This is a genomic window from Enterobacter sp. DC1 (genome assembly GCF_000568075.1).
Taxonomy (GTDB): domain Bacteria; phylum Pseudomonadota; class Gammaproteobacteria; order Enterobacterales; family Enterobacteriaceae; genus Enterobacter; species Enterobacter asburiae.
This window is the reverse complement of the sequence record NZ_AZUA01000009.1, coordinates 1-23,149: the sequence shown is the minus strand read 5'-3', so window position 1 is coordinate 23,149 and position 23,149 is coordinate 1. Positions and strand designations below refer to the sequence as shown.

Here is a 23,149-nt window from a genome sequence, read left to right as displayed (position 1 = left end):
GTAAACTGCCGTCAGGCGCGATCTACGGTAAACGCAATCACATCGCCAAGCTGTTCTGCCCCCAGGGCCAGCATCACCAGACGGTCAACACCCAGCGCCACGCCGGAGCAATCCGGCAGACCTGCTTTTAATGCTTCAAGCAAATTAACATCAATTGGCTGCTGCGGCAGACCGCGCGCGGCGCGCTTGCGGTTATCCTGCTCGAAGCGCTGCTGCTGCTCGCGGGCATCCGTCAGTTCATGGAAGCCGTTCGCCAGTTCGATGCCTTTGTAATAGATCTCAAAACGCTCTGCAACACGGTGATCCTCGGTACTGATCTGCGCCAGTGACGCCTGGCTTGCCGGGAAGTGATAAACAAACGTCGGGCGGTCTTTGCCAATCTGCGGTTCTACACCGAAGGTAAACAGCAGCTGCAGCAGCGTGTCGCGATCCTCTTCGGTATCCGCCACGTTGCTCAGATCCAGTTTTGCCGCCACTTCGCGCAGCTGGGTTTTGTCCGCCGACAGCGGATCGATTTCCAGATGGCGCTGGAAAGCCTGCTGATAGGAGAGCGTTTCGGCTTCCGAGCAGTCCAGCACCTGCTGCAGCAGATCGTCCACCTCATTCATCAGGCGGTACATATCATAATGCGGGCGGTACCACTCCAGCATGGTGAATTCCGGGTTGTGGTGACGCCCCATCTCTTCATTACGAAAGCTGCGGCACAGCTGATACACCGGGCCACATCCCGCCGCCAGCAGGCGTTTCATGTGGTATTCCGGGCTGGTCATCAGATACAAATTCATGCCCTGAGAGTGGCCGGGGCCAACAAAACGGGTTTCAAACGGTACCAGATGAATATCCGTTACCGTTGCCTGACTCATGCACGGCGTTTCCACCTCCAGGACTCCGCGGTCGGCAAAGAAACGGCGGATCTCCGCCATAATTGCAGCGCGTTTTAACAGATTAGGGATGGATGCGCTCGGCTGCCAGGTGGCCGTTTCGCTCATGAGTTGTTCTCCGATTTCAGACAAGGGCACGAAGTCTACTCGTTAGCAGGGGCAGAGACAAATTTTGCGCAGTAAAAAAGCGCATTTCATTTAGGTGAACTTTTTCGTGACGTATTTCATCAATCTTCATGATAAATCGCCTTACAGAACAGCAAAAAAATCGAACACGTCAAATTTCCCTGACATCTACACGGTTATACTGTTTTACCCATAAAGGAGCAGTGGAAACGCTTTCGCAATCGTCCTTTTGGACGGGTGAACTACCTTTAGTTTGTCGCGTTGCGAAATAACAAAAATCTGGAGGAATGTCGTGCAAACTTTTCAAGCCGATCTTGCCGTAATAGGCGCTGGCGGGGCTGGATTACGTGCTGCGATTGCTGCAGCACAAGCTAATCCCAACGCTAAAATCGCATTGATTTCAAAAGTCTATCCAATGCGTAGTCACACAGTGGCAGCAGAAGGAGGGTCCGCCGCCGTTGCGCAGGATCATGACAGCTTTGAATACCATTTCCACGACACGGTTGCAGGGGGCGACTGGCTTTGCGAACAGGATGTCGTTGACTACTTTGTGCATCATTGTCCAACGGAAATGACCCAGCTTGAGCAGTGGGGATGTCCGTGGAGCCGCCGTCCGGACGGCAGCGTCAACGTTCGCCGCTTTGGCGGAATGAAGATTGAACGCACCTGGTTCGCCGCCGATAAAACCGGCTTCCACATGCTGCACACCCTGTTCCAGACCTCCCTCCAGTTCCCACAAATTCAGCGCTTCGATGAACATTTCGTCCTCGACATTCTGGTTGATGACGGACAGGCGCGTGGCCTGGTGGCGATGAACATGATGGAAGGCACGCTCGTCCAGATCCGCGCCAACGCGGTAGTGATGGCGACGGGCGGTGCGGGTCGCGTTTATCGCTACAACACCAACGGCGGCATCGTCACCGGTGACGGCATGGGCATGGCGCTCGGTCACGGCGTACCGCTGCGCGATATGGAGTTCGTGCAGTATCACCCAACCGGTCTGCCGGGCTCCGGCATTCTGATGACGGAAGGCTGCCGCGGTGAAGGCGGTATTCTGGTCAATAAAAACGGCTACCGCTATCTTCAGGATTACGGCATGGGCCCGGAAACCCCGCTCGGCGAGCCGAAGAACAAATACATGGAACTCGGCCCGCGCGACAAAGTCTCTCAGGCCTTCTGGCACGAGTGGCGCAAAGGCAACACCATCTCCACGCCGCGCGGCGATGTGGTCTATCTCGACCTGCGTCACCTTGGCGAGAAGAAACTGCTGGAACGTCTGCCGTTCATCTGCGAGCTGGCGAAAGCTTACGTCGGCGTCGACCCGGTGAAAGAGCCGATTCCGGTGCGTCCAACCGCGCACTACACCATGGGCGGGATCGAAACCGACCAGCAGTGCGAAACCCGTATTAAAGGCCTGTTCGCCGTTGGCGAGTGTTCCTCCGTGGGTCTGCACGGCGCTAACCGTCTCGGGTCTAACTCGCTGGCAGAGCTGGTCGTCTTTGGCCGCATGGCGGGCGAGCGCGCGATGGAGCGGGCGGCTACCGCAGGCGAAGCTAACGGTGCCGCGCTGGATGCGCAGGTCGCAGACGTTGAAAAACGCCTGAAAAATCTGGTGAACCAGGAGGGTAACGAGAACTGGTCGAAGATCCGCGACGAAATGGGCCTGTCGATGGAAGAAGGCTGCGGTATTTACCGTACGCCAGAGCTGATGCAAAAAACCGTCGACAAGCTGGCGGAACTGCAGGAGCGCTTCAAGCGCGTGCGCATCACCGACACCTCCAGCGTATTCAATACCGACCTGCTCTATACCATCGAGCTGGGCCACGGTCTTAACGTCGCGGAATGTATGGCGCACTCTGCGCTGGCGCGTAAAGAGTCGCGTGGAGCCCACCAGCGTCTGGACGAAGGCTGTACCGAACGTGACGACGTCAATTTCCTGAAACACACTCTCGCCTGGCGCGATGCGGATGGCACCACACGTCTGGACTACAGTGACGTGAAAATCACCACGCTGCCGCCGGCTAAACGCGTGTACGGTGCAGAAGCAGAAGCCGCCGAGAAGAAGGAGAAGGCGAATGGCTGAGATGCAAAAAATGAAGGTTGAAGTGGTGCGCTACAATCCGGAAGTGGACACCGCACCGCACAGCGCTTTCTATGAAGTCCCTTATGACGAGCAAACCTCCCTGCTGGATGCGCTCGGCTATATCAAAGACAACCTGGCGCCAGACCTGAGCTACCGCTGGTCCTGCCGCATGGCAATCTGCGGCTCCTGCGGCATGATGGTCAACAAGGTGCCGAAGCTGGCCTGTAAGACCTTCCTGCGCGAGTACACCAAAGGCATTAAGGTCGAAGCGCTGGGCAACTTCCCGATTGAACGCGATCTGGTGGTTGATATGACCCACTTTATCGAAAGCCTGGAAGCCATTAAGCCGTACATCATCGGTAATCCGCGCACGCCGGTTCAGGGGCCAAATACCCAGACGCCGGCTCAGATGGCGAAATACCATCAGTTCTCCGGCTGCATCAACTGCGGCCTGTGCTACGCAGCCTGTCCACAGTTTGGCCTGAACAAGGAGTTCATCGGCCCGGCCGCCATTACCCTGGCGCACCGCTATAACGAAGACAGCCGCGACCACGGTAAAAAAGAACGTATGGCGCAGCTTAACAGCCAGAACGGCGTCTGGAGCTGTACCTTTGTGGGTTATTGCTCCGAAGTTTGTCCGAAGCACGTCGACCCGGCCGCCGCAATTCAGCAGGGTAAAGTGGAAAGCTCGAAAGACTTTCTTATCGCTACCCTGAAACCACGCTAAGGAGTGCATGATGACGACTAAACGCAAAGCCTATGTGCGGCCTGTGCCGTCCACCTGGTGGAAAAACCTGCCGTTTTATCGCTTCTACATGCTGCGTGAAGGCACGGCGGTACCGGCGGTCTGGTTCAGCCTTGAGCTGATGTACGGCGTTTTTGCCCTCAAGCATGGCCCGGAAGCCTGGGCCAGCTTTGTCGGTTTCCTGCAAAACCCGATCATTGTTGTTCTGAACCTGATCGTGCTTGCGGCCGCGCTGCTTCATACCAAAACCTGGTTTGAGCTGGCGCCAAAAGCGGCGAACATCATCATAAAAGACGAGAAAATGGGGCCAGAGCCGGTAATTAAAGGACTCTGGGCAGTGACGATTCTGGTCACTGTGGTCATTCTGTTTGTCGCACTGTTCTGGTAAGGAGACACCTGTGATCAATCCAAATCCAAAACGTTCTGACGAGCCGGTCTTCTGGGGCCTGTTTGGCGCAGGCGGCATGTGGAGTGCCATCATCGCCCCCGTCATCATCCTGCTGGTCGGCATTATGCTGCCGCTGGGGCTGTTCCCGGGCGATGCGCTGAGCTACGAGCGCGTGCTGGCGTTCGCGAGCAGCTTTATCGGCCGCGTGTTCATCTTCCTGATGATCGTCCTGCCGCTGTGGTGTGGTCTGCACCGTATCCACCATGCGATGCATGACCTGAAAATTCATGTACCGAGCGGTAAATGGGTGTTCTACGGTCTGGCGACCATCCTGACTGTGGTGACGCTGATTGCCGTGGTCACCCTCTGACGCTTCAGGCCCGCCATCCGGCGGGCCTTTTATTTCTGCATCTTCCCCACCAGCCACTGCGCAAACTCGCGCATTGCGGGCGTTTCTGTCCGTGACTGTAGCCTTGTCAGCCAGTAGCTGCCGAGGTCAATCTGCGTTGCAAACGGCTGCACAATGCGCTCGCTGCTGAGTAAATGGGTAAACATGTCGACAGGCGCAATGGCAATCCCTGTGCCTGCCTGCGCGGCTTCCAGCATGGTCACGGACGAATCAAACACCATCACCCGGTGCGTCGGCGAGGGAGGATGTTCACCCGCTGCCTGCATCCACGCAGCCCACTCGTCGCGTCGATAGGAGCGCAGCAGCGTAAACTTCAGGATATCTGCCGGGCTTTTGAGAACTGAGGCTATGTCAGGCGTACAGAGCGGAGACAGCGGCGCAGGGCAAAGGAATTCAGCATCGGTTCCATGCCACGCACCGCCACCGTAGCGAATGGCGTAATCAAGCCCTTCGGCCGCCGGATCGACGCGATTGTTATGGGTGGAAAGCTGAAGATCAATATGCGGATAGCAGCGGCGAAAGTCCGCGAGCAGCGAGAATAAAACACCCGTGGCAAAAGTCCCTACCACGCCTATTTTGAGCTTCTCCTGAGCGCGCTGGCTGGCAAAACGATCCAGCATTCCGGCGATGCGATCGAACGAGTCATTCAGCACCGGCAGCAAATTCTCGCCTTCGGTGGTCAACATCAGCCCTCGCGAAACGCGAACAAACAGCTGGCAATTAAGGTGCTGCTCCAGCGCCTTGACGTGCTGGCTAATCGCGGAATGGGTGACGTTCAGCTCGATGGCCGCATGCGTAAAACTGAGGTGCCTGGCGGCGGCTTCAAACGCCCGCAGGGAATTAAGAGGAAGATAGCTGCGCGTCATGGTCTCATCCGTTAGAAAAATTAACAGCTAATGCTAAATTTAACCGTTTGTCAGCCATAGTCAAATCCAACAGACTACAGCGGTCTGACGGGCCCGGACACTCCCTTGAACTGCTGTTACGGAAGATAACTGATGATGACTAAATCCCTTTGCTGCGCTCTGCTGCTCAGCACCTCCTGCTCGGTATTGGCTGCACCGATGTCAGAAAAACAGCTGGCTGAGGTGGTGGAACGTACCGTTACGCCGCTGATGAAAGCGCAGGCCATTCCGGGTATGGCGGTGGCGGTGATTTATCAGGGCCAGCCGCACTACTTTACCTTCGGTAAAGCCGATGTTGCGGCGAACAAACCTGTCACCCCACAAACCTTGTTCGAACTGGGTTCTATAAGTAAAACCTTCACCGGCGTACTGGGTGGAGATGCCATTGCTCGCGGTGAAATATCGCTGGGCGACCCGGTGACAAAATACTGGCCTGAGCTGACAGGCAAGCAGTGGCAGGGGATCCGCATGCTGGATCTGGCAACCTATACCGCAGGAGGTTTGCCGTTGCAGGTACCGGATGGGGTCACGGATAACGCCTCTCTGCTGCGCTTTTATCAAAACTGGCAGCCGCAGTGGAAGCCGGGTACCACGCGTCTTTACGCCAACGCCAGCATCGGTCTTTTTGGCGCGCTGGCGGTTAAGCCTTCCGGCATGAGCTATGAGCAGGCCATAACGACGCGGGTCTTTAAGCCGCTCAGGCTGGACCATACGTGGATTAACGTTCCGAAAGCGGAAGAGGCGCATTACGCCTGGGGATACCGTGACGGTAAAGCGGTACACGTTTCGCCAGGCATGCTCGACGCGGAAGCCTATGGCGTAAAAACCAACGTGCAGGATATGGCAAGCTGGGTAATGGTCAACATGAAGCCGGATTCCCTTCAGGATAATTCACTCAGGCAAGGCATTGCCCTGGCGCAGTCTCGCTACTGGCGCGTGGGGGCCATGTATCAGGGGTTAGGCTGGGAAATGCTTAACTGGCCGGTCGATGCCAAAACCGTGATTGAAGGTAGCGACAATAAGGTGGCACTGGCACCGTTGCCTGCGAGAGAAGTGAATCCACCGGCGCCTCCGGTAAAAGCCTCATGGGTGCACAAAACCGGCTCAACCGGCGGGTTTGGCAGCTACGTGGCCTTTATTCCTGAAAAGCAGCTCGGCATTGTGATGCTGGCGAATAAAAGCTATCCCAACCCAGCACGCGTTGAGGCGGCTTACCGTATTTTGAGCGCGCTGTAGTAAACATTGCCGGGTGGCGCTAACGCTTACCCGGCCTACAAAATCTACGGGGTAACCACCCGGCGAAACACACCGCACAAAAAACCCATTTTCCTTGCCGTCATCTACACTTAACAAAAAACAGTAAGGAAACTCCTATGCGCATTCTGCCTGTTATCGCCGCGGTGACAGCCGCGTTTTTAGTGGTTGCCTGCAGTACCCCTACCCCACCGCCTGGCGTTACCGTCGTCACGCCTTTTGATGCACAACGATTCCTTGGAACATGGTATGAAATCGCGCGCCTCGACCATCGGTTTGAGCAGGGCTTAGAGAAGGTCACTGCGAATTACAGCCCGATGGATGATGGCGGTATTCAGGTGATCAACCGGGGCTATAATCCCGATCGGGAGATGTGGCAACAGTCGATTGGTAAAGCGTACTTCACGGGCGACCCGCGACGGGCCGCGCTTAAAGTCTCTTTCTTCGGCCCGTTTTATGGCGGCTACAACGTGATAGCGCTTGACAGAGAGTACCGGCACGCGCTGGTGTGCGGGCCGGATCGCGACTATCTGTGGATACTTTCCCGCACGCCAACCATTTCGTCAGAAATGAAACAGCAGATGCTGGACGTCGCGACCCGGCAAGGGTTTGATGTGTCAAAACTTATCTGGGTAAAACAACCCCATTAATGGGTGCTGAGCTTCAGCCCAACGATCCCGGCCACAATCAAGGCGAGGCTGGCGATACGCGCCAGACTCGCTGACTCTCCCAGCAGCAGAATGCCGGTGATGGCGGCCCCTACCGCACCAATGCCCGTCCAGACGGCATAAGCCGTTCCCACAGGCAACGAGCGCATCGCCCAGGATAACAGGACAATACTCACGATCATCGCGGTGACGGTAATGACGCTGGGCGTCAGACGGGTAAATCCGTGGGTGTATTTGAGACCAATCGCCCATACCACTTCGAGCAGGCCAGCAATAAAAAGAATGATCCAGGACATTTCAGGCTCCTTAACTTAATTCAAGTTGGGGCCGTCCCCGGTGAAAGAAACGCTTACGGGTCGTCCCGTAAGGCAGAGATTACGCCCCATATTGTGGTTAGCGTGCTATTTTTTTTCAATCATTTTTTGCTGAACACGTTAAGGCAAGAAATAGCCGCAGTATGGCGCGTAGTTCCGGCATTTAGCACTCATCCGACTTCTCTATGATGATGTGCTTTCTGATGGCAGGAAGCCAAACCACTAGCCGACTGCGAATAAAATATGTTCAAAATTCTTTTGATTGACCGTTGTCACTTCACCCGTACGGGATTTGAAGCATGGCTCAATCATTCCGGTTTGTTCCCGGGACACTACGTTGTGACCGGGCTGAATAATCTGTTCCTTGCCAGAGAGCACATTCTGCAATGGAAACCCACGCTGGTTATCGCTGACCTGTACGGCTTCAGGCAGGATATCCATCATTTTCAGCAGCTCTCATCCTTGCTCAACGCCAGTGAACGCTTACCGTTTATTTTGCTGCAATCGGGAGAAGACAACGGCATGACAGACTGGCTCGGACAGTTCCCGGTATGGTCGTCGCTGTTGAAAAACGCCAGTCTCGAAGAAGTGGCAACGACTATCAACGACGCATTGATCTCGCGCTCATGCGCTGAAAGGCCAACGGCAGCCGCCCCCTTGCTAACCCGGCAGGAAGAGAAAGTGCTGACATTGTGGATGGACGGCGCGAGCAATCAAAAGATTGCCGCTCACCTGAGTATCAACGGAAAAACGGTCTATACCTATAAACGCAATATCCGCATGAAATTGCATATGGATACGCGTTTTTCTCCGTTCTTATCCCTGCAGGAATCAGAAAGCTGACGGTACGAAACCCGGTTGGTCTCGTACCGTGTGTTAATTACTGCTGAGCTTTAGTTGCCGCACCAGAGATTGCGCTACCACCTTCAGAAATATCCTGACCGACGCCACGCGTGGTATTACAGGCCGTTAACACTGAAGAAAGTACCAGGACTGAAAAGATCGCTGCAATTGTTTTCTTAACCATAATATCTTCCTTTTATAGCCAAAGTTGTTTTGTGTATAGCAACTTAAGAATAGACAAGATCCCGCCGGTTGACGGAAAAGGAAGCATTTTTAGGAAAATTAGACGAACTTAGCTGGCGGCGTGAGAAATGATATGACCGAGATCCTGGATATCTTGTCCCATTCCACGCGTGGTGTTACAGCCGGAGAGTAATGCGCTGGAAAGCGCTAACAGAAGCAGAATTTTAACGGTACGTTTCATCATCCCTGCCTGCAAAAATCAGGCGCAGCGGGCGCTGCGCCTTCAATCATGACGTAAATTACTTCACGCGGGACACGTATTCGCCGGAGCGGGTATCCACTTTGATCACTTCGCCAGTCTGTACGAACAGTGGAACTTTAACCACTGCGCCGGTAGACAGTTTGGCTGGTTTACCGCCGGTACCTGCGGTATCACCTTTCAGACCTGGATCGGTTTCAACGATTTCCAGTTCAACGAAGTTTGGTGGGGTCACAGCGATAGGCTGGCCGTTCCACAGGGTCACGATGCACTCAGCCTGATCCAGCAGCCATTTAGCGCTGTCACCTACTGCTTTCTCATCAGCAGACAGCTGTTCGAAAGTGGAGTTGTTCATGAAATGATAGAACTCACCGTCGTTGTACAGATAGGTCAGGTTCATATCAACAACATCAGCGCCTTCAGCGGAGTCAGTAGACTTGAAGGTTTTCTCAACACGGGTACCGGTCAGCAGACGGCGCAGCTTAACGCGTGCGAATGCCTGGCCTTTACCTGGTTTAACGAATTCGCTGGCTTCAACCGCGTACGGTTCGCCGTCCATCATGATTTTAAGACCAGCACGAAAATCGTTGCTATAGTACGTTGCCATAAGGCCCTCTAAATTTGTTAACTGGTAGCTAAGCCACAAAATGGCGCATATTGTAACCCTAAACACCCCGTCCAGAGAAGATTGGTTATCGCAACTTGCCGATGTAATCACCAGTCCTGATGAATTGCTGCGTCTTTTAGACCTCGATCAGCACCCAGAGTTGCTTGCAGGCCGCGAGGCAAAGCGCCTTTTCGCCCTGCGCGTTCCCCGTGCGTTTGTGGCGCGGATGGAGAAAGGCAACCCCGACGATCCGCTATTAAAACAAACGCTTACTTCGCAGGATGAGTTTGTCACCGCGCCGGGTTATAGCACCGATCCGCTGGAAGAGCAGAACAGCGTGGTGCCGGGTTTACTGCACAAGTATCTCAACCGCGCCCTGCTGCTGGTAAAAGGCGGCTGCGCGGTAAATTGTCGATATTGCTTCCGTCGGCACTTCCCTTACGCCGAAAACCAGGGCAATAAACGCAACTGGCAGGTCGCGCTGGACTATATCGCCGCCCATCCGGAGCTGGATGAGATTATTTTTTCCGGCGGCGACCCGCTGATGGCGAAAGATCATGAGCTGGACTGGCTGCTGACCGAGCTTGAAGCCATCCCGCATATTAAGCGCCTGCGTATCCACAGCCGTTTACCGATTGTCATTCCGGCACGTGTCACTGACGGCCTGGTGTCACGCCTGGAGCAGTCAAGATTGCAGGTGCTGCTGGTGAACCATATCAACCACGCGAACGAAATTGACGATGACTTTCGCGCGGCGATGGCGCGTCTGCGTAAAGCGGGCGTGACGCTGCTGAACCAGAGCGTGCTGCTGCGCGGCGTGAATGACAGCGCCCGCGTGCTGGCTGACCTGAGCAATGCCCTGTTTGATGCGGGCGTGATGCCCTATTACCTGCACGTGCTGGATCGCGTTCAGGGCGCGGCCCATTTCATGGTGACAGATGAAGAAGCCCGGCAGATTATGCGCGAACTGTTAACGCTGGTTTCAGGCTATATGGTGCCGAAGCTGGCACGCGAGATTGGCGGAGAGCCGAGCAAGACGCCGCTGGATTTGCAGCTGCGGCAGTGCTAGTTTCCCCTCACCCTAACCCTCTCCCTGTGGGAGAGGGAAAAAGGCAATCAGTTCGGGCACTTGTAGACCTGGCCGTTCATCTGGCTGGCGGTCGGCACGAAGCTGGACAGCATACTCTGCGTTGGGCTGCTCACGCCGTAAATCACGTTGCCGCCCATTGCCGCAGCCTGGTTACGCAGGGCATTCGCCGCACCGCGCATCGAGCCACCTTCTTCGCCATGCTGACCAGACATCCAGTTACTTTGCTCACCGGTTGCCGTGCCTAACAGCTGGCATTCACTGCCAGGCTTATCTTCCACAAAGCGAACGCCCTGGCCCGCTGCCGACAGCTCATTGCTGGAGCTACAACCCGCCAGCAGCAATGCTGCCCCTACAATCCCTGCACAGACTTTTACGCGCATGTTATTCCTCGTTTTCAATAAGCTGGACAGTAGTTGTCCGTGTGTAAATCTTATACCTAAAAGATGACCAAAAGAAAAACCCCCGAGCATTTCTGCCCGGGGGTTTTTCACATTCTACGACGTAGAACGCACGATTACATCATGCCGCCCATACCGCCCATGCCGCCCATGCCAGCAGCACCTAAGTCTGGTGCATCGCCTTTAGGCATATCGGTGACCATGCACTCGGTGGTGATCATCAGGCCAGCAACAGATGCCGCGTACTGCAGAGCAGAACGGGTCACTTTAGTCGGATCCAGAATACCGAAGTCGATCATGTTGCCGTATTCTTCAGTTGCTGCGTTGTAACCGTAGTTACCTTCGCCCGCTTTCACGTTGTTCGCAACCACAGATGGCTCTTCACCGGCGTTAGAAACGATCTGACGCAGAGGGGCTTCCATTGCGCGCAGCGCAACTTTGATACCCACGTTCTGATCTTCGTTCTGTGCGGTCAGGCCTGCCAGCTTAGCGGCAACACGCACCAGCGCAACACCACCACCAGCAACCACGCCTTCTTCTACCGCAGCACGGGTCGCGTGCAGGGCATCGTCAACGCGTGCTTTTTTCTCTTTCATTTCAACTTCGGTAGCTGCACCGACTTTGATTACCGCAACGCCGCCAGCCAGTTTCGCTACGCGCTCCTGCAGTTTTTCACGGTCGTAATCAGAAGTTGCTTCTTCGATCTGCTTACGGATCTGACCCACGCGGCCCTGAATAGCGGCTTCTTCACCCACGCCATCGATGATGGTGGTGGTGTCTTTGTTGATCACAACGCGTTTCGCCTGGCCCAGGTCTTCCAGGGTCGCTTTTTCCAGCTCCATACCGATCTCTTCAGAGATCACGGTACCGCCGGTCAGGGTAGCGATATCCTGCAGCATCGCTTTACGGCGATCGCCGAAGCCAGGTGCTTTAACCGCAGCCACTTTCACGATGCCGCGCATGGTGTTAACCACCAGGGTCGCCAGCGCTTCGCCTTCAACGTCTTCAGCGATGATAACCAGCGGCTTGCCTGCTTTCGCAACGGCTTCCAGTACTGGCAGCATTTCGCGGATGTTGGAGATTTTCTTGTCAGCCAGCAGGATGAACGGGCTTTCCAGCTCAACAGCGCCAGTCTCTGGCTTGTTGATGAAGTATGGGGACAGGTAACCGCGGTCGAACTGCATACCTTCAACCACGTCCAGTTCGTCTTCCAGACCGGTACCGTCTTCAACGGTGATCACGCCTTCTTTACCGACTTTGTCCATCGCTTCAGCGATCAGTTTACCTACGGTTTCGTCGGAGTTAGCGGAGATGGTACCAACCTGAGCAATGGCTTTGGAGTCAGAGCACGGTACGGACAGCGCTTTCAGTTCTTCAACAGCGGAAGCGACAGCTTTGTCGATACCACGTTTCAGATCCATTGGGTTCATGCCCGCAGCAACGGCTTTCAGACCTTCAGTGATGATCGCCTGCGCCAGTACGGTCGCGGTGGTGGTACCGTCGCCTGCAGCGTCGTTCGCTTTAGAGGCAACTTCTTTCACCATCTGCGCGCCCATGTTTTCGAACTTGTCTTCCAGCTCGATTTCACGTGCTACAGAAACACCATCTTTGGTGATGGTTGGCGCGCCGAAGGATTTATCCAGCACTACGTTACGGCCTTTCGGGCCCAGGGTCACTTTAACTGCATCTGCCAGTACGTTTACGCCGCGGAGCATTTTTACACGAGCGTCGTTACCGAATTTTACGTCTTTAGCTGCCATGTTCTTATTTCCTCAAATTCTCGTGCGTAAATTACGCTTCAACAATTGCCAGAATGTCGCTCTCGGACATGATCAACACTTCTTCATTGTCGATCTTCTCGGATTTCACGCCGTAGCCATCGTTGAAAATTACGATGTCACCAACTTTAACGTCCAGTGGCTGCACAGTTCCGTTTTCCAGGATGCGGCCCTTACCGACAGCGATGATTTCGCCACGCGTTGATTTGGCTGCTGCAGAACCGGTCAGAACGATGCCGCCAGCAGACTTGGTTTCAACTTCTTTACGTTTGACGATCACACGATCATGTAACGGACGAATACTCATTGATAGCTCTCCTTTGAGAAAGTCATTATCAGTTATGGATGACGCCGGCCCGCATGCGGTTTTCCGACTAGTGCCCTGAGAGATGGGGATAGCTTTTTACCCCTTCAAGGGGGAGTCGAAAAAAAAATTTGCGAAAGTGTTACCATCGCCTCTCTTTTGGTACGGGCAGGGCGATGTCAATGAGTGGACTCAAGCAGGAGTTGGGGCTGGCGCAGGGCGTTGGACTGCTCTCAACCTCTTTGTTAGGTACGGGCGTGTTTGCCGTCCCCGCGCTGGCGGCGCTGGTGGCTGGAAATAACAGCCTGTGGGCGTGGCCAGCGCTGATTGTACTGGTTTTCCCGATAGCCATTGTGTTTGCCATCCTGGGGCGTCATTTCCCCAGCGCGGGCGGCGTGGCGCATTTTGTCGGCCTGGCCTTTGGCCCGCGGCTGCAGCGTGTTACCGGCTGGCTGTTTCTCTCCGTCATTCCGGTTGGCCTCCCTGCGGCGCTGCATATTGCGACCGGATTTGGTCAGGCGCTGTTTGGCTGGCATAACGAGCAGTTATTGCTGGCCGAGCTGGGTACGCTGGCAATCGTTTGGTGGGTAGGCTCTCGCGGAGCTAGCTCCAGCGCCAACCTGCAGACGCTGGTTGCGGTGCTGATTGTCGCGCTCGTTGTCGCTATCTGGTGGGTGGGCGATATCACAATCAAGGAAATTCCCTTCCCTGCGGTGACAGACGTCGACCATTCACAGCTTTTCGCCGCGCTCTCCGTCATGTTCTGGTGTTTTGTTGGCCTGGAAGCCTTTGCCCATCTGGCCTCTGAATTTAAGCAGCCTGAACGCGATTTCCCACGCGCGCTGATGATAGGCCTGCTGCTTGCTGGCACGGTCTATTGGGCGTGTACCGTGCTGGTCTTACACTTCCACGCGTTCGGAGCGGATCTCGCCGCCGCGGCATCGCTGCCGGGTATCGTGGTGGAACTGTTCGGCGTGAAGGCGCTATGGATCGCCTGTGCGATCGGCTATCTCGCCTGTTTTGCCAGCCTCAATATTTATATCCAGAGCTTTGCCCGGCTGGTGTGGTCGCAGGCGCTCGACAAGCCAGAGAATCGCCTCGCGCGCCTGTCTAAACGCCAGCTTCCGCTGAATGCCCTGAATGCCGTACTGGGCTGCTGCGTGGTGAGCACGCTGTGTATTTATGCACTGAAGATCAATCTGGACGCGCTCATCGTCTACGCCAACGGCATTTTCATCATGATCTACCTGCTGTGCATGCTGGCGGGATGTCGTTTGCTGAAAGGTCGCTATAAAGCTCTGGCGGTCGTCGGGGGCGTGCTTTGCCTGCTGTTGCTGGCGATGGTGGGATGGAAGAGTCTGTACGCGATTGTCATGCTGGCAGGGCTGTGGGTGTTTTTGCCGAAGCGCGGTGCGCTACCGGAGGCCCGGTAGGCGAAGCGCCACCGGGCAATACAATCACCGATCGTCTTTATGATCTAAACGGTCGTGCTGTTCATCCTTACGCTGATACTCCCCTTCAAAGGTATCGCCCGGCCCGGTGCTGAACCCGCCGCCCGGCATACGGCTAAAGCGCAGATGCGGCAGCAGCTTCATGGTCAGGTGTTTTTGCACCGGCGGCAGAAGCAGCAGCAGGCCGAGGAAGTCAGTGAAGAACCCCGGCAGGATCAGCAGCAGCCCCGCAATAATCAACGACACGCTTTTGATCATCTCTTCCGCCGGACTTTCCCCTGCGGCCATCTTCTGCTGCATTATCAGGAAATTTTTGAAACCCTGATTACGCACCAGCGACATGCCGATGACGGAGGTGAAAATCACCAGAATCAACGTCAGCAGGACGCCCAGCACATGAGCAACCTGGATGAAAATAGAAATCTCGATGTAAACATAGAGAAAGAAAGCAATAAACGGTATCCAGCGCACTGGCATCTCCTGTGTGGCAGAGGCCATCGGGCCCCTGTCTGAATGTGTTCGCGACGCGCGTTTGTATGAGATGGTGACGGTTAGCGAAAATTCAATCAGTTTGCACGGATATTTTTTTTGGAAATTTTAAAGCGGTGACCCATTTCACAGATTAATAATTATCATGGAATCGGCTCGATAATAAGTGATCCAGCTTACGGCAATTCGCTATCATCAGCATATGATCTCGAGCATCTGGCTGATTGAGGGAATAATCGTCGGCCAGAAAATATTCAAAACCACATAAATACTGTGTGTTTAGTACAATCCATCGGCAGCTTGAAAAGAAGGTTCACATGTTAAACAACATTCGTATCGAAGAAGACTTGTTGGGTACCAGGGAAGTTCCAGCGGATGCCTACTACGGTGTCCACACTCTGAGAGCGATTGAAAACTTCTACATCAGCAACAGCAAAATCAGCGACATCCCTGAGTTTGTTCGTGGCATGGTTATGGTGAAGAAAGCCGCAGCACTGGCCAACAAAGAGCTGCAAACCATTCCTAAAAGCGCGGCAAATGCGATTATCGCGGCCTGCGATGAAGTGCTGAACAACGGCAAATGCATGGACCAGTTCCCGGTTGACGTCTATCAGGGCGGCGCGGGCACCTCCGTCAACATGAATACCAACGAAGTACTGGCAAACATTGGCCTGGAGCTGATGGGTCACCAGAAAGGTGAATACCAGTACCTGAACCCGAACGACCACGTAAACAAATGCCAGTCCACCAACGACGCCTATCCTACCGGCTTCCGTATCGCGGTGTATGCCTCTGTGGTGAAACTGGTGGATGCGATCAACCAGCTGGGTGATGGCTTCCAGCGTAAAGCGGTTGAGTTCCAGGACATCCTGAAAATGGGTCGTACCCAGCTGCAGGACGCGGTGCCGATGACGCTCGGCCAGGAATTCCACGCGTTTAACGTACTGCTGAACGAAGAGACCAAAAACCTGCTGCGCACCTCCGAGCTGCTGCTGGAAGTGAACCTGGGCGCCACCGCCATCGGTACGCGTCTGAACACCCCGGACGGCTATCAGCAGCTGGCGGTACAGAAGCTGGCTGAAGTCTCTAACCTGCCGGTTGTACCTGCAGAAGACCTGATTGAAGCCACCTCCGACTGCGGCGCCTACGTCATGGTACACAGCGCCCTGAAACGTCTGGCGGTCAAACTGTCCAAAATCTGTAACGACCTGCGCCTGCTCTCTTCCGGTCCGCGCGCTGGCCTGAACGAAATCAACCTGCCAGAGCTGCAGGCCGGTTCGTCCATCATGCCAGCCAAGGTGAACCCGGTTGTGCCAGAAGTGGTGAATCAGGTTTGCTTCAAAGTCATCGGTAACGATACGACCGTGACCATGGCCTCTGAAGCGGGTCAGCTGCAGCTGAACGTGATGGAGCCAGTGATTGGCCAGGCGATGTTTGAATCCATCCACATCCTGACCAACGCCTGCTACAACCTGCTGGAAAAATGCATTAACGGCATCACGGCGAATAAAGAAGTCTGTGAGGGTTATGTCTACAACTCCATCGGGATCGTCACCTACCTCAACCCGTTCATCGGCCACCACAACGGTGACATCGTCGGTAAGATTTGCGCCGAAACCGGTAAGAGCGTACGTGAAGTGGTGCTGGAGCGCGGGCTGTTGACCGAAGCGGAGCTGGACGATATCTTCTCGGCCCAGAACCTGATGCACCCGGCATATAAAGCAAAACGATATACCGATGAAAGCGAACAGTAACCGTTCAGGCTAGGCTTCTTAAGGCACGTCACTTGTGACGTGCCTTTTTTCTTTTTAGGCGTTACCAAAATACAACAATTCAATATCAACTTGTTAATAAGCAAGGAAGGTCCTTATGTTTGGAGCAGAACTCGTCATCGTCCTGTTGGCGATTTATTTGGGAGCAAGACTCGGGGGTATCGGCATCGGTTTTGCCGGCGGTCTCGGGGTGCTCGTTCTTACCCTTATCTTTCAGATTAAACCCGGCGCAATCCCCTTTGACGTTATCGAAATCATCATGGCAGTTATTGCCGCTATCGCCGCCATGCAGGTGGCAGGCGGTATGGACTACCTGGTGAGCCTGGCGGAGCGTATGCTGCGCCGCCATCCAAAATACATCACCTTCCTTGCCCCGCTGGTGACCTGGTTTATGACCATTCTCGCCGGTACGGGCCACACCGCCTTCTCTACGCTGCCGGTGATTACCGAAGTGGCGAAAGAGCAGGGTATCCGCCCGTCTCGTCCGCTCTCTATTGCCGTCGTCGCGTCCCAGATTGCGATTACCGCCTCGCCGATTTCCGCGGCGGTGGTCTTCTTCGCCGGTATCCTTGAGCCGATGGGCGTGAGCTACCTGACGCTGCTGGCGATCTGTATCCCGGTGACGCTGATTGCGGTGATGATCACCGCCGTGCTGTGTAACTTCCTCGGTGCCGAGCTGAAGGACGATCCGGTTTACCAGGAACGCCTGGCGAAAGGTGAAGTGAAGCTGCGCGGCAGCCAGGTCTTCGAGCTGAAGCCTCACGCCAAGCGCTCCGTGCTGCTGTTCCTGATCGGTATTGTCGCCGTCATGTTCTATGCGACCGCCATCAGCGATACCGTGGGCCTGATCCAGAACCCGGTCCTGCCGCGTAACGAAGCGATTGTGGTGTTTATGCTGACCATCGCGACGCTGATTAGCATCACCTGTAAAATTGATACCAGCGAAGTGCTGAACGCCAGCACCTTCAAATCCGGTATGAGCGCCTGCGTGTGCGTCCTCGGCGTAGCCTGGCTCGGTGATACCTTCGTGAAAGCGCACATCAGCGACATTCAGACCGTAGCAGGCGACCTGCTGCACAACTATCCGTGGCTGCTGGCGGTGGTGCTGTTCTTTGCCGCTACCCTGCTTTACTCCCAGGCGGCGACCACCAAAGCGCTGATGCCTGCGGCACTGATGCTGGGCGTTACCCCGCTGACGGCGATTGCCTCTTTCGCGGCGGTTTCTGCCCTGTTCGTTCTTCCAACCTACCCAACCCTGCTGGCTGCGGTTGAAATGGACGACACAGGCTCAACCCGTATCGGTAAGTATGTGTTTAACCACGCGTTCCTGATCCCGGGCGTGGTCGCCATTTCACTTTGCGTGATCCTCGGCTTTATCATTGGCGGCGTGGTGCTGTAAACGGTGAGTGGTTGTAAAAATAGTTAAAATCGGGCCGCTCTGCGGCCCGTTTCATTAATGACCAACCGCCTTGCGTGATATAGTGAAGACTTTCGTGATGAGGAGGTCGACTTGTGAACACGCCTGATGCTGTTGTCGTACTGTGTACCGCCCCTGATGAAGCCTCTGCCCAGGATCTCGCCGCCAAAGTGCTGGCCGAAAAACTGTCTGCCTGCGTGACGCTCCTCCCCGGTGCCACCTCCCTTTATTACTGGGAAGGCAAACTGGAGCAAGAGTACGAAGTCCAGATGTTGCTCAAAACCAATCTGGCGAATCAGCAGGCTCTCCTGGACTGCCTCAAATCTCATCATCCTTACCAAACTCCGGAACTGCTGGTGCTGCCAGTGGTCCACGGCGATAACGACTATCTCTCATGGCTCAACGCTTCCTTACGCTGATCCTGCTGCTGTGCAGCACGTCAGCTTTTGCCGGGTTGTTTGACGCGCCCGGCCGTTCGAACTTTATTCCTGCCGACCAGGCGTTCGTTTTCGACTTTCAGCAAAACCAGCACGATCTCAATCTTACCTGGCAGGTGAAAGAGGGCTATTACCTCTATCGCAAGCAGGTGAGCATTACCCCTGCCCAGGCAAACGTGGGCGCATTACGATTGCCCGCTGGCGAGTGGCACGAGGACGAGTTCTACGGCAAGAGTGAAATCTACCGCCAGCGCTTAAGCGTGCCCGTTACGGTGAATCAGGCCGATAGAGGTGCAACGCTGACGGTGACGTATCAGGGATGTGCGGATGCCGGATTCTGCTATCCGCCGGAAACGAAAGTCGTGCCGCTTAGCGAAGTGAAAGCGTCTGCTGCTGTAACGCCGGTCCCCTCGATTGAGAAAACCAACGATAGCGCCGACCTTCCGTTCTCAGCGCTCTGGGCGTTACTGATTGGTATAGGCATTGCCTTTACGCCATGCGTGCTGCCAATGTACCCGCTTATCTCCGGGATTGTGCTGGGCGGCAAACAGCGTCTTTCTACTGCCCGCGCGCTGCTGCTGGCCTTTATATACGTGCAGGGAATGGCGCTAACCTACACGGCGCTCGGCCTCGTGGTTGCCGCTGCCGGGTTACAGTTCCAGGCAGCACTCCAGCACCCTTATGTTCTCATTGGCCTGTCAGCGGTGTTTATCCTGTTGGCGCTGTCAATGTTTGGCCTGTTCACGCTACAGCTGCCCTCCTCGCTGCAAACGCGCTTAACGCTGATGAGCAACCGTCAGCAGGGCGGCTCCGCAGGCGGCGTGTTCGCGATGGGTGCCATTGCCGGGCTGATATGCTCTCCCTGCACTACCGCACCGCTGAGCGCCATCCTGCTGTACATCGCCCAGAGCGGTAACATGTGGCTCGGCGGCGGAACGTTGTACCTGTATGCCCTGGGCATGGGCCTGCCGCTGATTCTGGTCACGGTTTTCGGTAATCGACTTCTGCCGAAGAGCGGCCCGTGGATGGAGACGGTGAAAACCGCATTTGGCTTTGTCATCCTCGCGCTGCCGGTGTTCCTCCTTGAACGTATTATCGGGGACGTCTGGGGTTTACGCCTGTGGGCGATGCTCGGCGTAGCGTTCTTTGCCTGGGCGTTTATTGTCAGCCTGGGGGCGAAGAAGCCATGGATGCGCCTGGTACAAATCCTGCTGCTGGCTGCTGCGCTGGTGAGCGTACGCCCTCTACAGGACTGGGCGTTCGGCACACCGGTGGGTCAGACGCAAGCGCATCTGAACTTCACCCAGATTAAAAACGTGGATGAACTTAACGACGCCCTGGCAGAGGCGAAAGGCAAACCGGTGATGCTCGATCTCTATGCCGACTGGTGTGTCGCCTGCAAAGAGTTTGAAAAATATACTTTTAGCGATCCACAGGTGCAAAGCGCCCTGAAAGAGACCGTTTTGCTCCAGGCGAACGTGACCGCCAATAATGCGCAGGATAAGGCTCTGCTGAAGCAGCTTAACGTGCTCGGGCTGCCAACCATTCTGTTCTTCAATCAACAGGGCAAGGAGCAGCCAGGGCAGCGTGTAACCGGGTTTATGGATGCAGCGGCATTTAGCGCGCATTTGCGCAATCGCCAACCGTAAACAACACTTTAAACGGGACAAACCGTTGGGAATAGCGGAGGAGATAACCGTGCAACGTGAAGACGTACTGGGACAAGCCCTGCAACTACTTGAGATTCAAGGGATCGCCAGCACCACGCTTGAGATGGTAGCCGACCGTATCGATTATCCTCTGGATGAACTTAAGCGCTTCTGGCCGGATAAAGAGGCGCTACTCTATGATGCCCTGCGCTATCTCAGCCAGCAGGTTGATATCTGGCGCAGGCAACTGATGCTGAATGAAGAACTGACCGCGGAGCAAAAGCTGCTGGCGCGCTATACCGCGCTGACCGAATGCGTCAGCAACAACCGCTACCCGGGTTGTCTGTTCATCGCCGCCTGCACTTATTTTCCCGACCCAGGCCATCCTATTCACCAGCTGGCGGAGCAGCAAAAACGGGCGGCGCATGACTTCACCCACGAGCTGCTGACCACGCTGGAAGTCGATGACCCTGCGATGGTGGCTAAACAGATGGAGCTGGTGCTGGAAGGTTGCCTCAGCCGCATGCTGGTGAACCGTAGCCAGGCAGATGTTGATACGGCGCACCGCCTGGCGGAAGATATTCTACGCTTTGCCCAATGCAGAATGGGTGGAGCGCTGACTTAAGCCAGCATGCCCGCCCAGGCGGAGACGAGCAGACACAGCGCCATCAGGCGCTGAAACCGCACCATCGCCACGGTGGTGCGAAAAATTCGGTTCACTGCTTTACCCAACCACGCCCAGCACATCAAACAGGCTATCGAGATCAGCAGAAACCATAGCGCCATTAGCGCAATATCCCGCAATGCATGGTCGCCAGTTGGGGCAAACAGGCTGACGACGGCCAGCGCCATCATCCAGGTTTTGGGGTTCACGATCTGCAGCAGCGCCGCCGCCCGAGCGGTGAATCGGATACGGTTCTCAGCGGAGAGACGGGCAGCCGGGGCGCGAAACAGCTGCCAACTCATCCAGCTTAGCCACAGCACGCCTGTCCAGCTCATTATCTGACGTATCAGAGGGTACTGACGCAGCACTTCCCCCGCGCCCGCGCCTGATACCAGCACAATCGCACTGGCTGCGATACACCCGCCCAGAATAGCAGGTACGGTATTTTTTACGCCAAAGTGCTGGCTGTTCGTCAGCACGAGGATATTGGTTGGCCCCGGCGTAATGGAGGCGACAAATGCGAACAGCAGAAAGGGTATCAAGCTCACAGGTGGCTCCTTTTTATTAGAGCCATGAATGTGCCGTTATTTTTTGGAAACGTCTGGAAGGTTTGTGCACAACCGGCGGTAGTGTGCGGGAGAGATACGGTAAGCACGCTGAAACCATCGCCCCAGATGGCTTTGATCGGCAAAACCCACTGCGGCAGCTACATCAACGGGCTGGTCACCGCGCGCCAGCAGCTGTCGGGCCTTTGCCAGACGCAGCTGAATAAGCCATGCGTGGGGCGCCAGGTTGAACTCGCGCTTAAAACAGCGCGTCAGGGTAAAGCGATCCGTGCCCGTCTCGCGTGCAAGATCTGACAGCCCCACGTTCTCACCGATATGGGCATAGAGATAGTCGCGCGCACGATGCGCCACGGCAGCGCTTTGTAACTGCGACGGTAGTTTCTTACGCCAGTGGCAGTGGGCGGTGATCCGGGAGAGCAGATTATCCATTGTGCTCTGCTGAACGATTTTCATCTCGTCATTATGCAGGGTGGAGAATGTCTCACCGATAGCGCGCACCAGCTGCGGCTCGCGCGTCAGCGTTTTGGCAAAGTGGAGTGAATAACTCCCGGGAGTAGATTCGTAAAGCCCCTGTAGCGCACCGGTCAGCCAGCACTCATCAAGATAGAAGGTCAGATAGGTAAAACCGCCCTCTACAGGCGCATCTCCGTCGTGAATTTCTCCAGGCTCGAGGAGAAATACGTCGCCCGGCTGGCTACGATGACGCTCACGGCGGCAATGAAACTGCTGCGTGCCGGAGAGGGTTATCCCTACCAGATAGCTATCGTGCCAGTGCGGATCAAAGGCATGCCCTTCGAAATGCGCTTTAATCGTCTCAATACCCGTATCTGCATGCTGACGCAGTTCAAGCCAGTCATTTGCCATACCGCCCTCCTCTTGCTATCAGCATTGCCGTATTACACTGGTTCTGTCTGGAAGATTTGTGCATTTTCACGGCGAAAGCGGACAGATTGCCGCAAACTTAAGCAGTTGAACAGCTTTTCCCGAAATAATGTTGACGATCGAGCGTGATTGCGGTTTAATGCGCTCCGTTGCCCGGATAGCTCAGTCGGTAGAGCAGGGGATTGAAAATCCCCGTGTCCTTGGTTCGATTCCGAGTCCGGGCACCACTATTTAAAGAACCCAGCCTATGGCTGGGTTTTTGCTTTTCTGCGTTTATAAATCCCTTCTTTGTATTCTTGTTTCTCTTTGCCGTGGGATCGTGCGGTCTGCCGTGCCCTGTGATACTGCGCTTACCGGGCCTCTGGGTTTTGTAGGCCGGATAAGGCGAAGCCGCCATCCGGCATGATTTCTCACGCACAAAGCAAAAAACCCCGCACCTTTCGGTACGGGGTTCTTCTAATTGATGCCTGGCAGTTCCCTACTCTCACATGGGGAGACCCCACACTACCATCGGCGCTACGGCGTTTCACTTCTGAGTTCGGCATGGGGTCAGGTGGGACCACCGCGCTAAAGCCGCCAGGCAAATT

Annotated in this window: 26 protein-coding genes, 1 tRNA gene and 1 rRNA gene; 15 read left to right on the top strand and 13 right to left on the bottom strand. The window is 55.3% G+C overall.

Features of this window, described 5'->3' with window-relative positions:
* Positions 1 to 11: 11 nt before the first annotated feature.
* Entirely contained in the window at positions 12 to 989 is a 978-nt protein-coding gene (gene epmA / locus P346_RS02525; protein WP_032662406.1) for an elongation factor P--(R)-beta-lysine ligase, read from the bottom strand.
* A 310-nt stretch (positions 990 to 1,299) separates the two neighbouring features.
* On the opposite strand from epmA, the gene frdA reads away from it, so the two are divergent.
* From frdA to frdD, 4 genes are read left to right on the top strand one after another with little or no spacing between them, the layout of a single operon-like run.
* Positions 1,300 to 3,090: a fumarate reductase (quinol) flavoprotein subunit gene (gene frdA / locus P346_RS02530; protein ID WP_032662404.1), complete on the top strand. Its 1,791-nt coding sequence runs from the start codon at positions 1,300 to 1,302 to the stop codon at positions 3,088 to 3,090.
* Positions 3,083 to 3,817, top strand: coding sequence for a succinate dehydrogenase/fumarate reductase iron-sulfur subunit (locus P346_RS02535; protein ID WP_032662402.1), 735 nt, complete (start codon positions 3,083 to 3,085; stop codon positions 3,815 to 3,817). The genes frdA and P346_RS02535 overlap by 8 nt, the downstream gene beginning before the upstream one ends.
* A 10-nt stretch (positions 3,818 to 3,827) precedes the next feature.
* Positions 3,828 to 4,223, top strand: coding sequence for a fumarate reductase subunit FrdC (gene frdC / locus P346_RS02540; RefSeq protein WP_032662400.1), 396 nt, complete (start codon positions 3,828 to 3,830; stop codon positions 4,221 to 4,223).
* 10 nt (positions 4,224 to 4,233) lie between these two features.
* On the top strand, positions 4,234 to 4,593 hold the full coding sequence (gene frdD, locus P346_RS02545; protein ID WP_032662398.1) for a fumarate reductase subunit FrdD: 360 nt from the start codon (positions 4,234 to 4,236) through the stop codon (positions 4,591 to 4,593).
* Between the two features lie 29 nt (positions 4,594 to 4,622).
* Here frdD and ampR read toward each other — a convergent pair whose 3' ends face one another.
* Positions 4,623 to 5,498 (bottom strand): LysR family transcriptional regulator AmpR, encoded by an 876-nt coding sequence (gene ampR / locus P346_RS02550; RefSeq protein WP_032662396.1) that lies wholly within the window; start codon positions 5,496 to 5,498, stop codon positions 4,623 to 4,625.
* Positions 5,499 to 5,630: 132 nt separating this feature from the next.
* Between ampR and blaACT the strand changes: the two genes are divergently transcribed.
* Together blaACT and P346_RS02560 are read left to right on the top strand one after the other, a co-directional pair.
* Positions 5,631 to 6,773, top strand: a complete 1,143-nt coding sequence (gene blaACT / locus P346_RS02555) for an ACT family cephalosporin-hydrolyzing class C beta-lactamase (RefSeq protein ID WP_032662392.1) — start codon at positions 5,631 to 5,633, stop codon at positions 6,771 to 6,773.
* 137 nt (positions 6,774 to 6,910) lie between these two features.
* Entirely contained in the window at positions 6,911 to 7,441 is a 531-nt protein-coding gene (locus P346_RS02560) for a lipocalin family protein (protein ID WP_032662390.1), read from the top strand.
* On the opposite strand, the gene sugE is transcribed toward P346_RS02560, so the two are convergent.
* Entirely contained in the window at positions 7,438 to 7,755 is a 318-nt protein-coding gene (gene sugE, locus P346_RS02565) for a quaternary ammonium compound efflux SMR transporter SugE (protein ID WP_008502938.1), read from the bottom strand. The two genes, P346_RS02560 and sugE, sit on opposite strands and share 4 nt — an antisense overlap.
* 261 nt (positions 7,756 to 8,016) lie before the next feature.
* On the opposite strand from sugE, the gene P346_RS02570 reads away from it, so the two are divergent.
* Positions 8,017 to 8,616 carry a helix-turn-helix transcriptional regulator gene (locus P346_RS02570; protein ID WP_032662388.1) on the top strand — a complete coding sequence of 200 codons (600 nt, stop codon included), beginning with the start codon at positions 8,017 to 8,019 and terminating at the stop codon, positions 8,614 to 8,616.
* A gap of 37 nt (positions 8,617 to 8,653) precedes the next feature.
* On the opposite strand, the gene ecnB is transcribed toward P346_RS02570, so the two are convergent.
* The 3 genes from ecnB to efp form a co-directional block, all read right to left on the bottom strand.
* Positions 8,654 to 8,800 carry a lipoprotein toxin entericidin B gene (ecnB, locus tag P346_RS02575; RefSeq protein WP_003025482.1) on the bottom strand — a complete coding sequence of 49 codons (147 nt, stop codon included), beginning with the start codon at positions 8,798 to 8,800 and terminating at the stop codon, positions 8,654 to 8,656.
* 108 nt (positions 8,801 to 8,908) lie between these two features.
* Positions 8,909 to 9,040 (bottom strand): entericidin A/B family lipoprotein, encoded by a 132-nt coding sequence (locus P346_RS0121995; protein WP_024907352.1) that lies wholly within the window; start codon positions 9,038 to 9,040, stop codon positions 8,909 to 8,911.
* A gap of 58 nt (positions 9,041 to 9,098) precedes the next feature.
* Positions 9,099 to 9,665 (bottom strand): elongation factor P, encoded by a 567-nt coding sequence (efp, locus tag P346_RS02580; protein WP_010427766.1) that lies wholly within the window; start codon positions 9,663 to 9,665, stop codon positions 9,099 to 9,101.
* A 40-nt stretch (positions 9,666 to 9,705) separates the two neighbouring features.
* Here efp and epmB point away from each other — a divergent pair, with 40 nt between their 5' ends.
* Positions 9,706 to 10,734, top strand: coding sequence for an EF-P beta-lysylation protein EpmB (gene epmB, locus P346_RS02585; protein ID WP_032662385.1), 1,029 nt, complete (start codon positions 9,706 to 9,708; stop codon positions 10,732 to 10,734).
* Positions 10,735 to 10,781: 47 nt separating this feature from the next.
* Here the strand turns inward: epmB and P346_RS02590 are convergent, their stop codons facing one another.
* From P346_RS02590 to P346_RS02600, 3 genes are all read right to left on the bottom strand, one after another.
* Positions 10,782 to 11,135, bottom strand: coding sequence for a DUF4156 domain-containing protein (locus tag P346_RS02590; RefSeq protein ID WP_023310115.1), 354 nt, complete (start codon positions 11,133 to 11,135; stop codon positions 10,782 to 10,784).
* A 134-nt stretch (positions 11,136 to 11,269) separates the two neighbouring features.
* Positions 11,270 to 12,913, bottom strand: a complete 1,644-nt coding sequence (gene groL / locus P346_RS02595) for a chaperonin GroEL (protein ID WP_014882201.1) — start codon at positions 12,911 to 12,913, stop codon at positions 11,270 to 11,272.
* A gap of 31 nt (positions 12,914 to 12,944) precedes the next feature.
* Positions 12,945 to 13,238 (bottom strand): co-chaperone GroES, encoded by a 294-nt coding sequence (locus tag P346_RS02600; RefSeq protein ID WP_003855929.1) that lies wholly within the window; start codon positions 13,236 to 13,238, stop codon positions 12,945 to 12,947.
* Positions 13,239 to 13,417: 179 nt separating this feature from the next.
* On the opposite strand from P346_RS02600, the gene yjeH reads away from it, so the two are divergent.
* Positions 13,418 to 14,668, top strand: coding sequence for an L-methionine/branched-chain amino acid transporter (gene yjeH, locus P346_RS02605; RefSeq protein WP_032662384.1), 1,251 nt, complete (start codon positions 13,418 to 13,420; stop codon positions 14,666 to 14,668).
* A 24-nt stretch (positions 14,669 to 14,692) separates the two neighbouring features.
* Here the strand turns inward: yjeH and P346_RS02610 are convergent, their stop codons facing one another.
* On the bottom strand, positions 14,693 to 15,157 hold the full coding sequence (locus tag P346_RS02610) for an FxsA family protein (protein WP_023616652.1): 465 nt from the start codon (positions 15,155 to 15,157) through the stop codon (positions 14,693 to 14,695).
* Between the two features lie 335 nt (positions 15,158 to 15,492).
* On the opposite strand from P346_RS02610, the gene aspA reads away from it, so the two are divergent.
* The 5 genes from aspA to P346_RS02635 all read left to right on the top strand — a co-directional run bounded on the left by aspA (position 15,493) and on the right by P346_RS02635 (position 21,075).
* The gene (gene aspA, locus P346_RS02615; protein WP_003855923.1) at positions 15,493 to 16,929 is read left to right on the top strand and encodes an aspartate ammonia-lyase; all 1,437 of its coding nucleotides are present in this window, start codon (positions 15,493 to 15,495) and stop codon (positions 16,927 to 16,929) included.
* Positions 16,930 to 17,044: 115 nt separating this feature from the next.
* Positions 17,045 to 18,346, top strand: coding sequence for an anaerobic C4-dicarboxylate transporter (locus P346_RS02620; RefSeq protein ID WP_032662382.1), 1,302 nt, complete (start codon positions 17,045 to 17,047; stop codon positions 18,344 to 18,346).
* 113 nt (positions 18,347 to 18,459) lie between these two features.
* Positions 18,460 to 18,783: a divalent cation tolerance protein CutA gene (gene cutA, locus P346_RS02625; RefSeq protein WP_032662380.1), complete on the top strand. Its 324-nt coding sequence runs from the start codon at positions 18,460 to 18,462 to the stop codon at positions 18,781 to 18,783.
* Positions 18,759 to 20,450 carry a protein-disulfide reductase DsbD gene (locus P346_RS02630; protein ID WP_032662378.1) on the top strand — a complete coding sequence of 564 codons (1,692 nt, stop codon included), beginning with the start codon at positions 18,759 to 18,761 and terminating at the stop codon, positions 20,448 to 20,450. Before cutA ends, P346_RS02630 begins: the two co-directional genes overlap by 25 nt.
* Before the next feature lie 49 nt (positions 20,451 to 20,499).
* A complete protein-coding gene (locus tag P346_RS02635; RefSeq protein WP_023310110.1) occupies positions 20,500 to 21,075 on the top strand; it encodes a transcriptional regulator in 576 nt (191 codons plus the stop codon).
* Here the strand turns inward: P346_RS02635 and P346_RS02640 are convergent.
* Both P346_RS02640 and P346_RS02645 read right to left on the bottom strand, forming a co-directional pair.
* The gene (locus P346_RS02640) at positions 21,072 to 21,662 is read right to left on the bottom strand and encodes a LysE family translocator (RefSeq protein ID WP_032662376.1); all 591 of its coding nucleotides are present in this window, start codon (positions 21,660 to 21,662) and stop codon (positions 21,072 to 21,074) included. The two genes, P346_RS02635 and P346_RS02640, sit on opposite strands and share 4 nt — an antisense overlap.
* A 36-nt stretch (positions 21,663 to 21,698) precedes the next feature.
* Positions 21,699 to 22,544: an AraC family transcriptional regulator gene (locus P346_RS02645; RefSeq protein WP_032662373.1), complete on the bottom strand. Its 846-nt coding sequence runs from the start codon at positions 22,542 to 22,544 to the stop codon at positions 21,699 to 21,701.
* Between the two features lie 169 nt (positions 22,545 to 22,713).
* Between P346_RS02645 and P346_RS02650 the strand changes: the two genes are divergently transcribed.
* Positions 22,714 to 22,789: transfer RNA gene (locus P346_RS02650), tRNA-Phe, on the top strand.
* A 238-nt stretch (positions 22,790 to 23,027) separates the two neighbouring features.
* On the opposite strand, the gene rrf is transcribed toward P346_RS02650, so the two are convergent.
* Positions 23,028 to 23,143 (bottom strand): 5S ribosomal RNA (rrf, locus tag P346_RS02655).
* Positions 23,144 to 23,149: the final 6 nt, after the last annotated feature.

Bases quoted from the DNA above. Each gene is read 5' to 3' on its own strand.
- epmA (WP_032662406.1), bottom strand. From the start codon at position 989: ATGAGCGAAACGGCCACCTGGCAGCCGAGCGCATCCATCCCTAATCTG.
- P346_RS02535 (WP_032662402.1), top strand. From the start codon at position 3,083: ATGGCTGAGATGCAAAAAATGAAGGTTGAAGTGGTGCGCTACAATCCG.
- frdC (WP_032662400.1), top strand. From the start codon at position 3,828: ATGACGACTAAACGCAAAGCCTATGTGCGGCCTGTGCCGTCCACCTGG.
- ampR (WP_032662396.1), bottom strand. From the start codon at position 5,498: ATGACGCGCAGCTATCTTCCTCTTAATTCCCTGCGGGCGTTTGAAGCC.
- blaACT (WP_032662392.1), top strand. From the start codon at position 5,631: ATGATGACTAAATCCCTTTGCTGCGCTCTGCTGCTCAGCACCTCCTGC.
- P346_RS02560 (WP_032662390.1), top strand. From the start codon at position 6,911: ATGCGCATTCTGCCTGTTATCGCCGCGGTGACAGCCGCGTTTTTAGTG.
- sugE (WP_008502938.1), bottom strand. From the start codon at position 7,755: ATGTCCTGGATCATTCTTTTTATTGCTGGCCTGCTCGAAGTGGTATGG.
- P346_RS02570 (WP_032662388.1), top strand. From the start codon at position 8,017: ATGTTCAAAATTCTTTTGATTGACCGTTGTCACTTCACCCGTACGGGA.
- ecnB (WP_003025482.1), bottom strand. From the start codon at position 8,800: ATGGTTAAGAAAACAATTGCAGCGATCTTTTCAGTCCTGGTACTTTCT.
- P346_RS0121995 (WP_024907352.1), bottom strand. From the start codon at position 9,040: ATGAAACGTACCGTTAAAATTCTGCTTCTGTTAGCGCTTTCCAGCGCA.
- efp (WP_010427766.1), bottom strand. From the start codon at position 9,665: ATGGCAACGTACTATAGCAACGATTTTCGTGCTGGTCTTAAAATCATG.
- epmB (WP_032662385.1), top strand. From the start codon at position 9,706: ATGGCGCATATTGTAACCCTAAACACCCCGTCCAGAGAAGATTGGTTA.
- P346_RS02590 (WP_023310115.1), bottom strand. From the start codon at position 11,135: ATGCGCGTAAAAGTCTGTGCAGGGATTGTAGGGGCAGCATTGCTGCTG.
- groL (WP_014882201.1), bottom strand. From the start codon at position 12,913: ATGGCAGCTAAAGACGTAAAATTCGGTAACGACGCTCGTGTAAAAATG.
- P346_RS02600 (WP_003855929.1), bottom strand. From the start codon at position 13,238: ATGAGTATTCGTCCGTTACATGATCGTGTGATCGTCAAACGTAAAGAA.
- yjeH (WP_032662384.1), top strand. From the start codon at position 13,418: ATGAGTGGACTCAAGCAGGAGTTGGGGCTGGCGCAGGGCGTTGGACTG.
- aspA (WP_003855923.1), top strand. From the start codon at position 15,493: ATGTTAAACAACATTCGTATCGAAGAAGACTTGTTGGGTACCAGGGAA.
- P346_RS02620 (WP_032662382.1), top strand. From the start codon at position 17,045: ATGTTTGGAGCAGAACTCGTCATCGTCCTGTTGGCGATTTATTTGGGA.
- P346_RS02630 (WP_032662378.1), top strand. From the start codon at position 18,759: ATGGCTCAACGCTTCCTTACGCTGATCCTGCTGCTGTGCAGCACGTCA.
- P346_RS02645 (WP_032662373.1), bottom strand. From the start codon at position 22,544: ATGGCAAATGACTGGCTTGAACTGCGTCAGCATGCAGATACGGGTATT.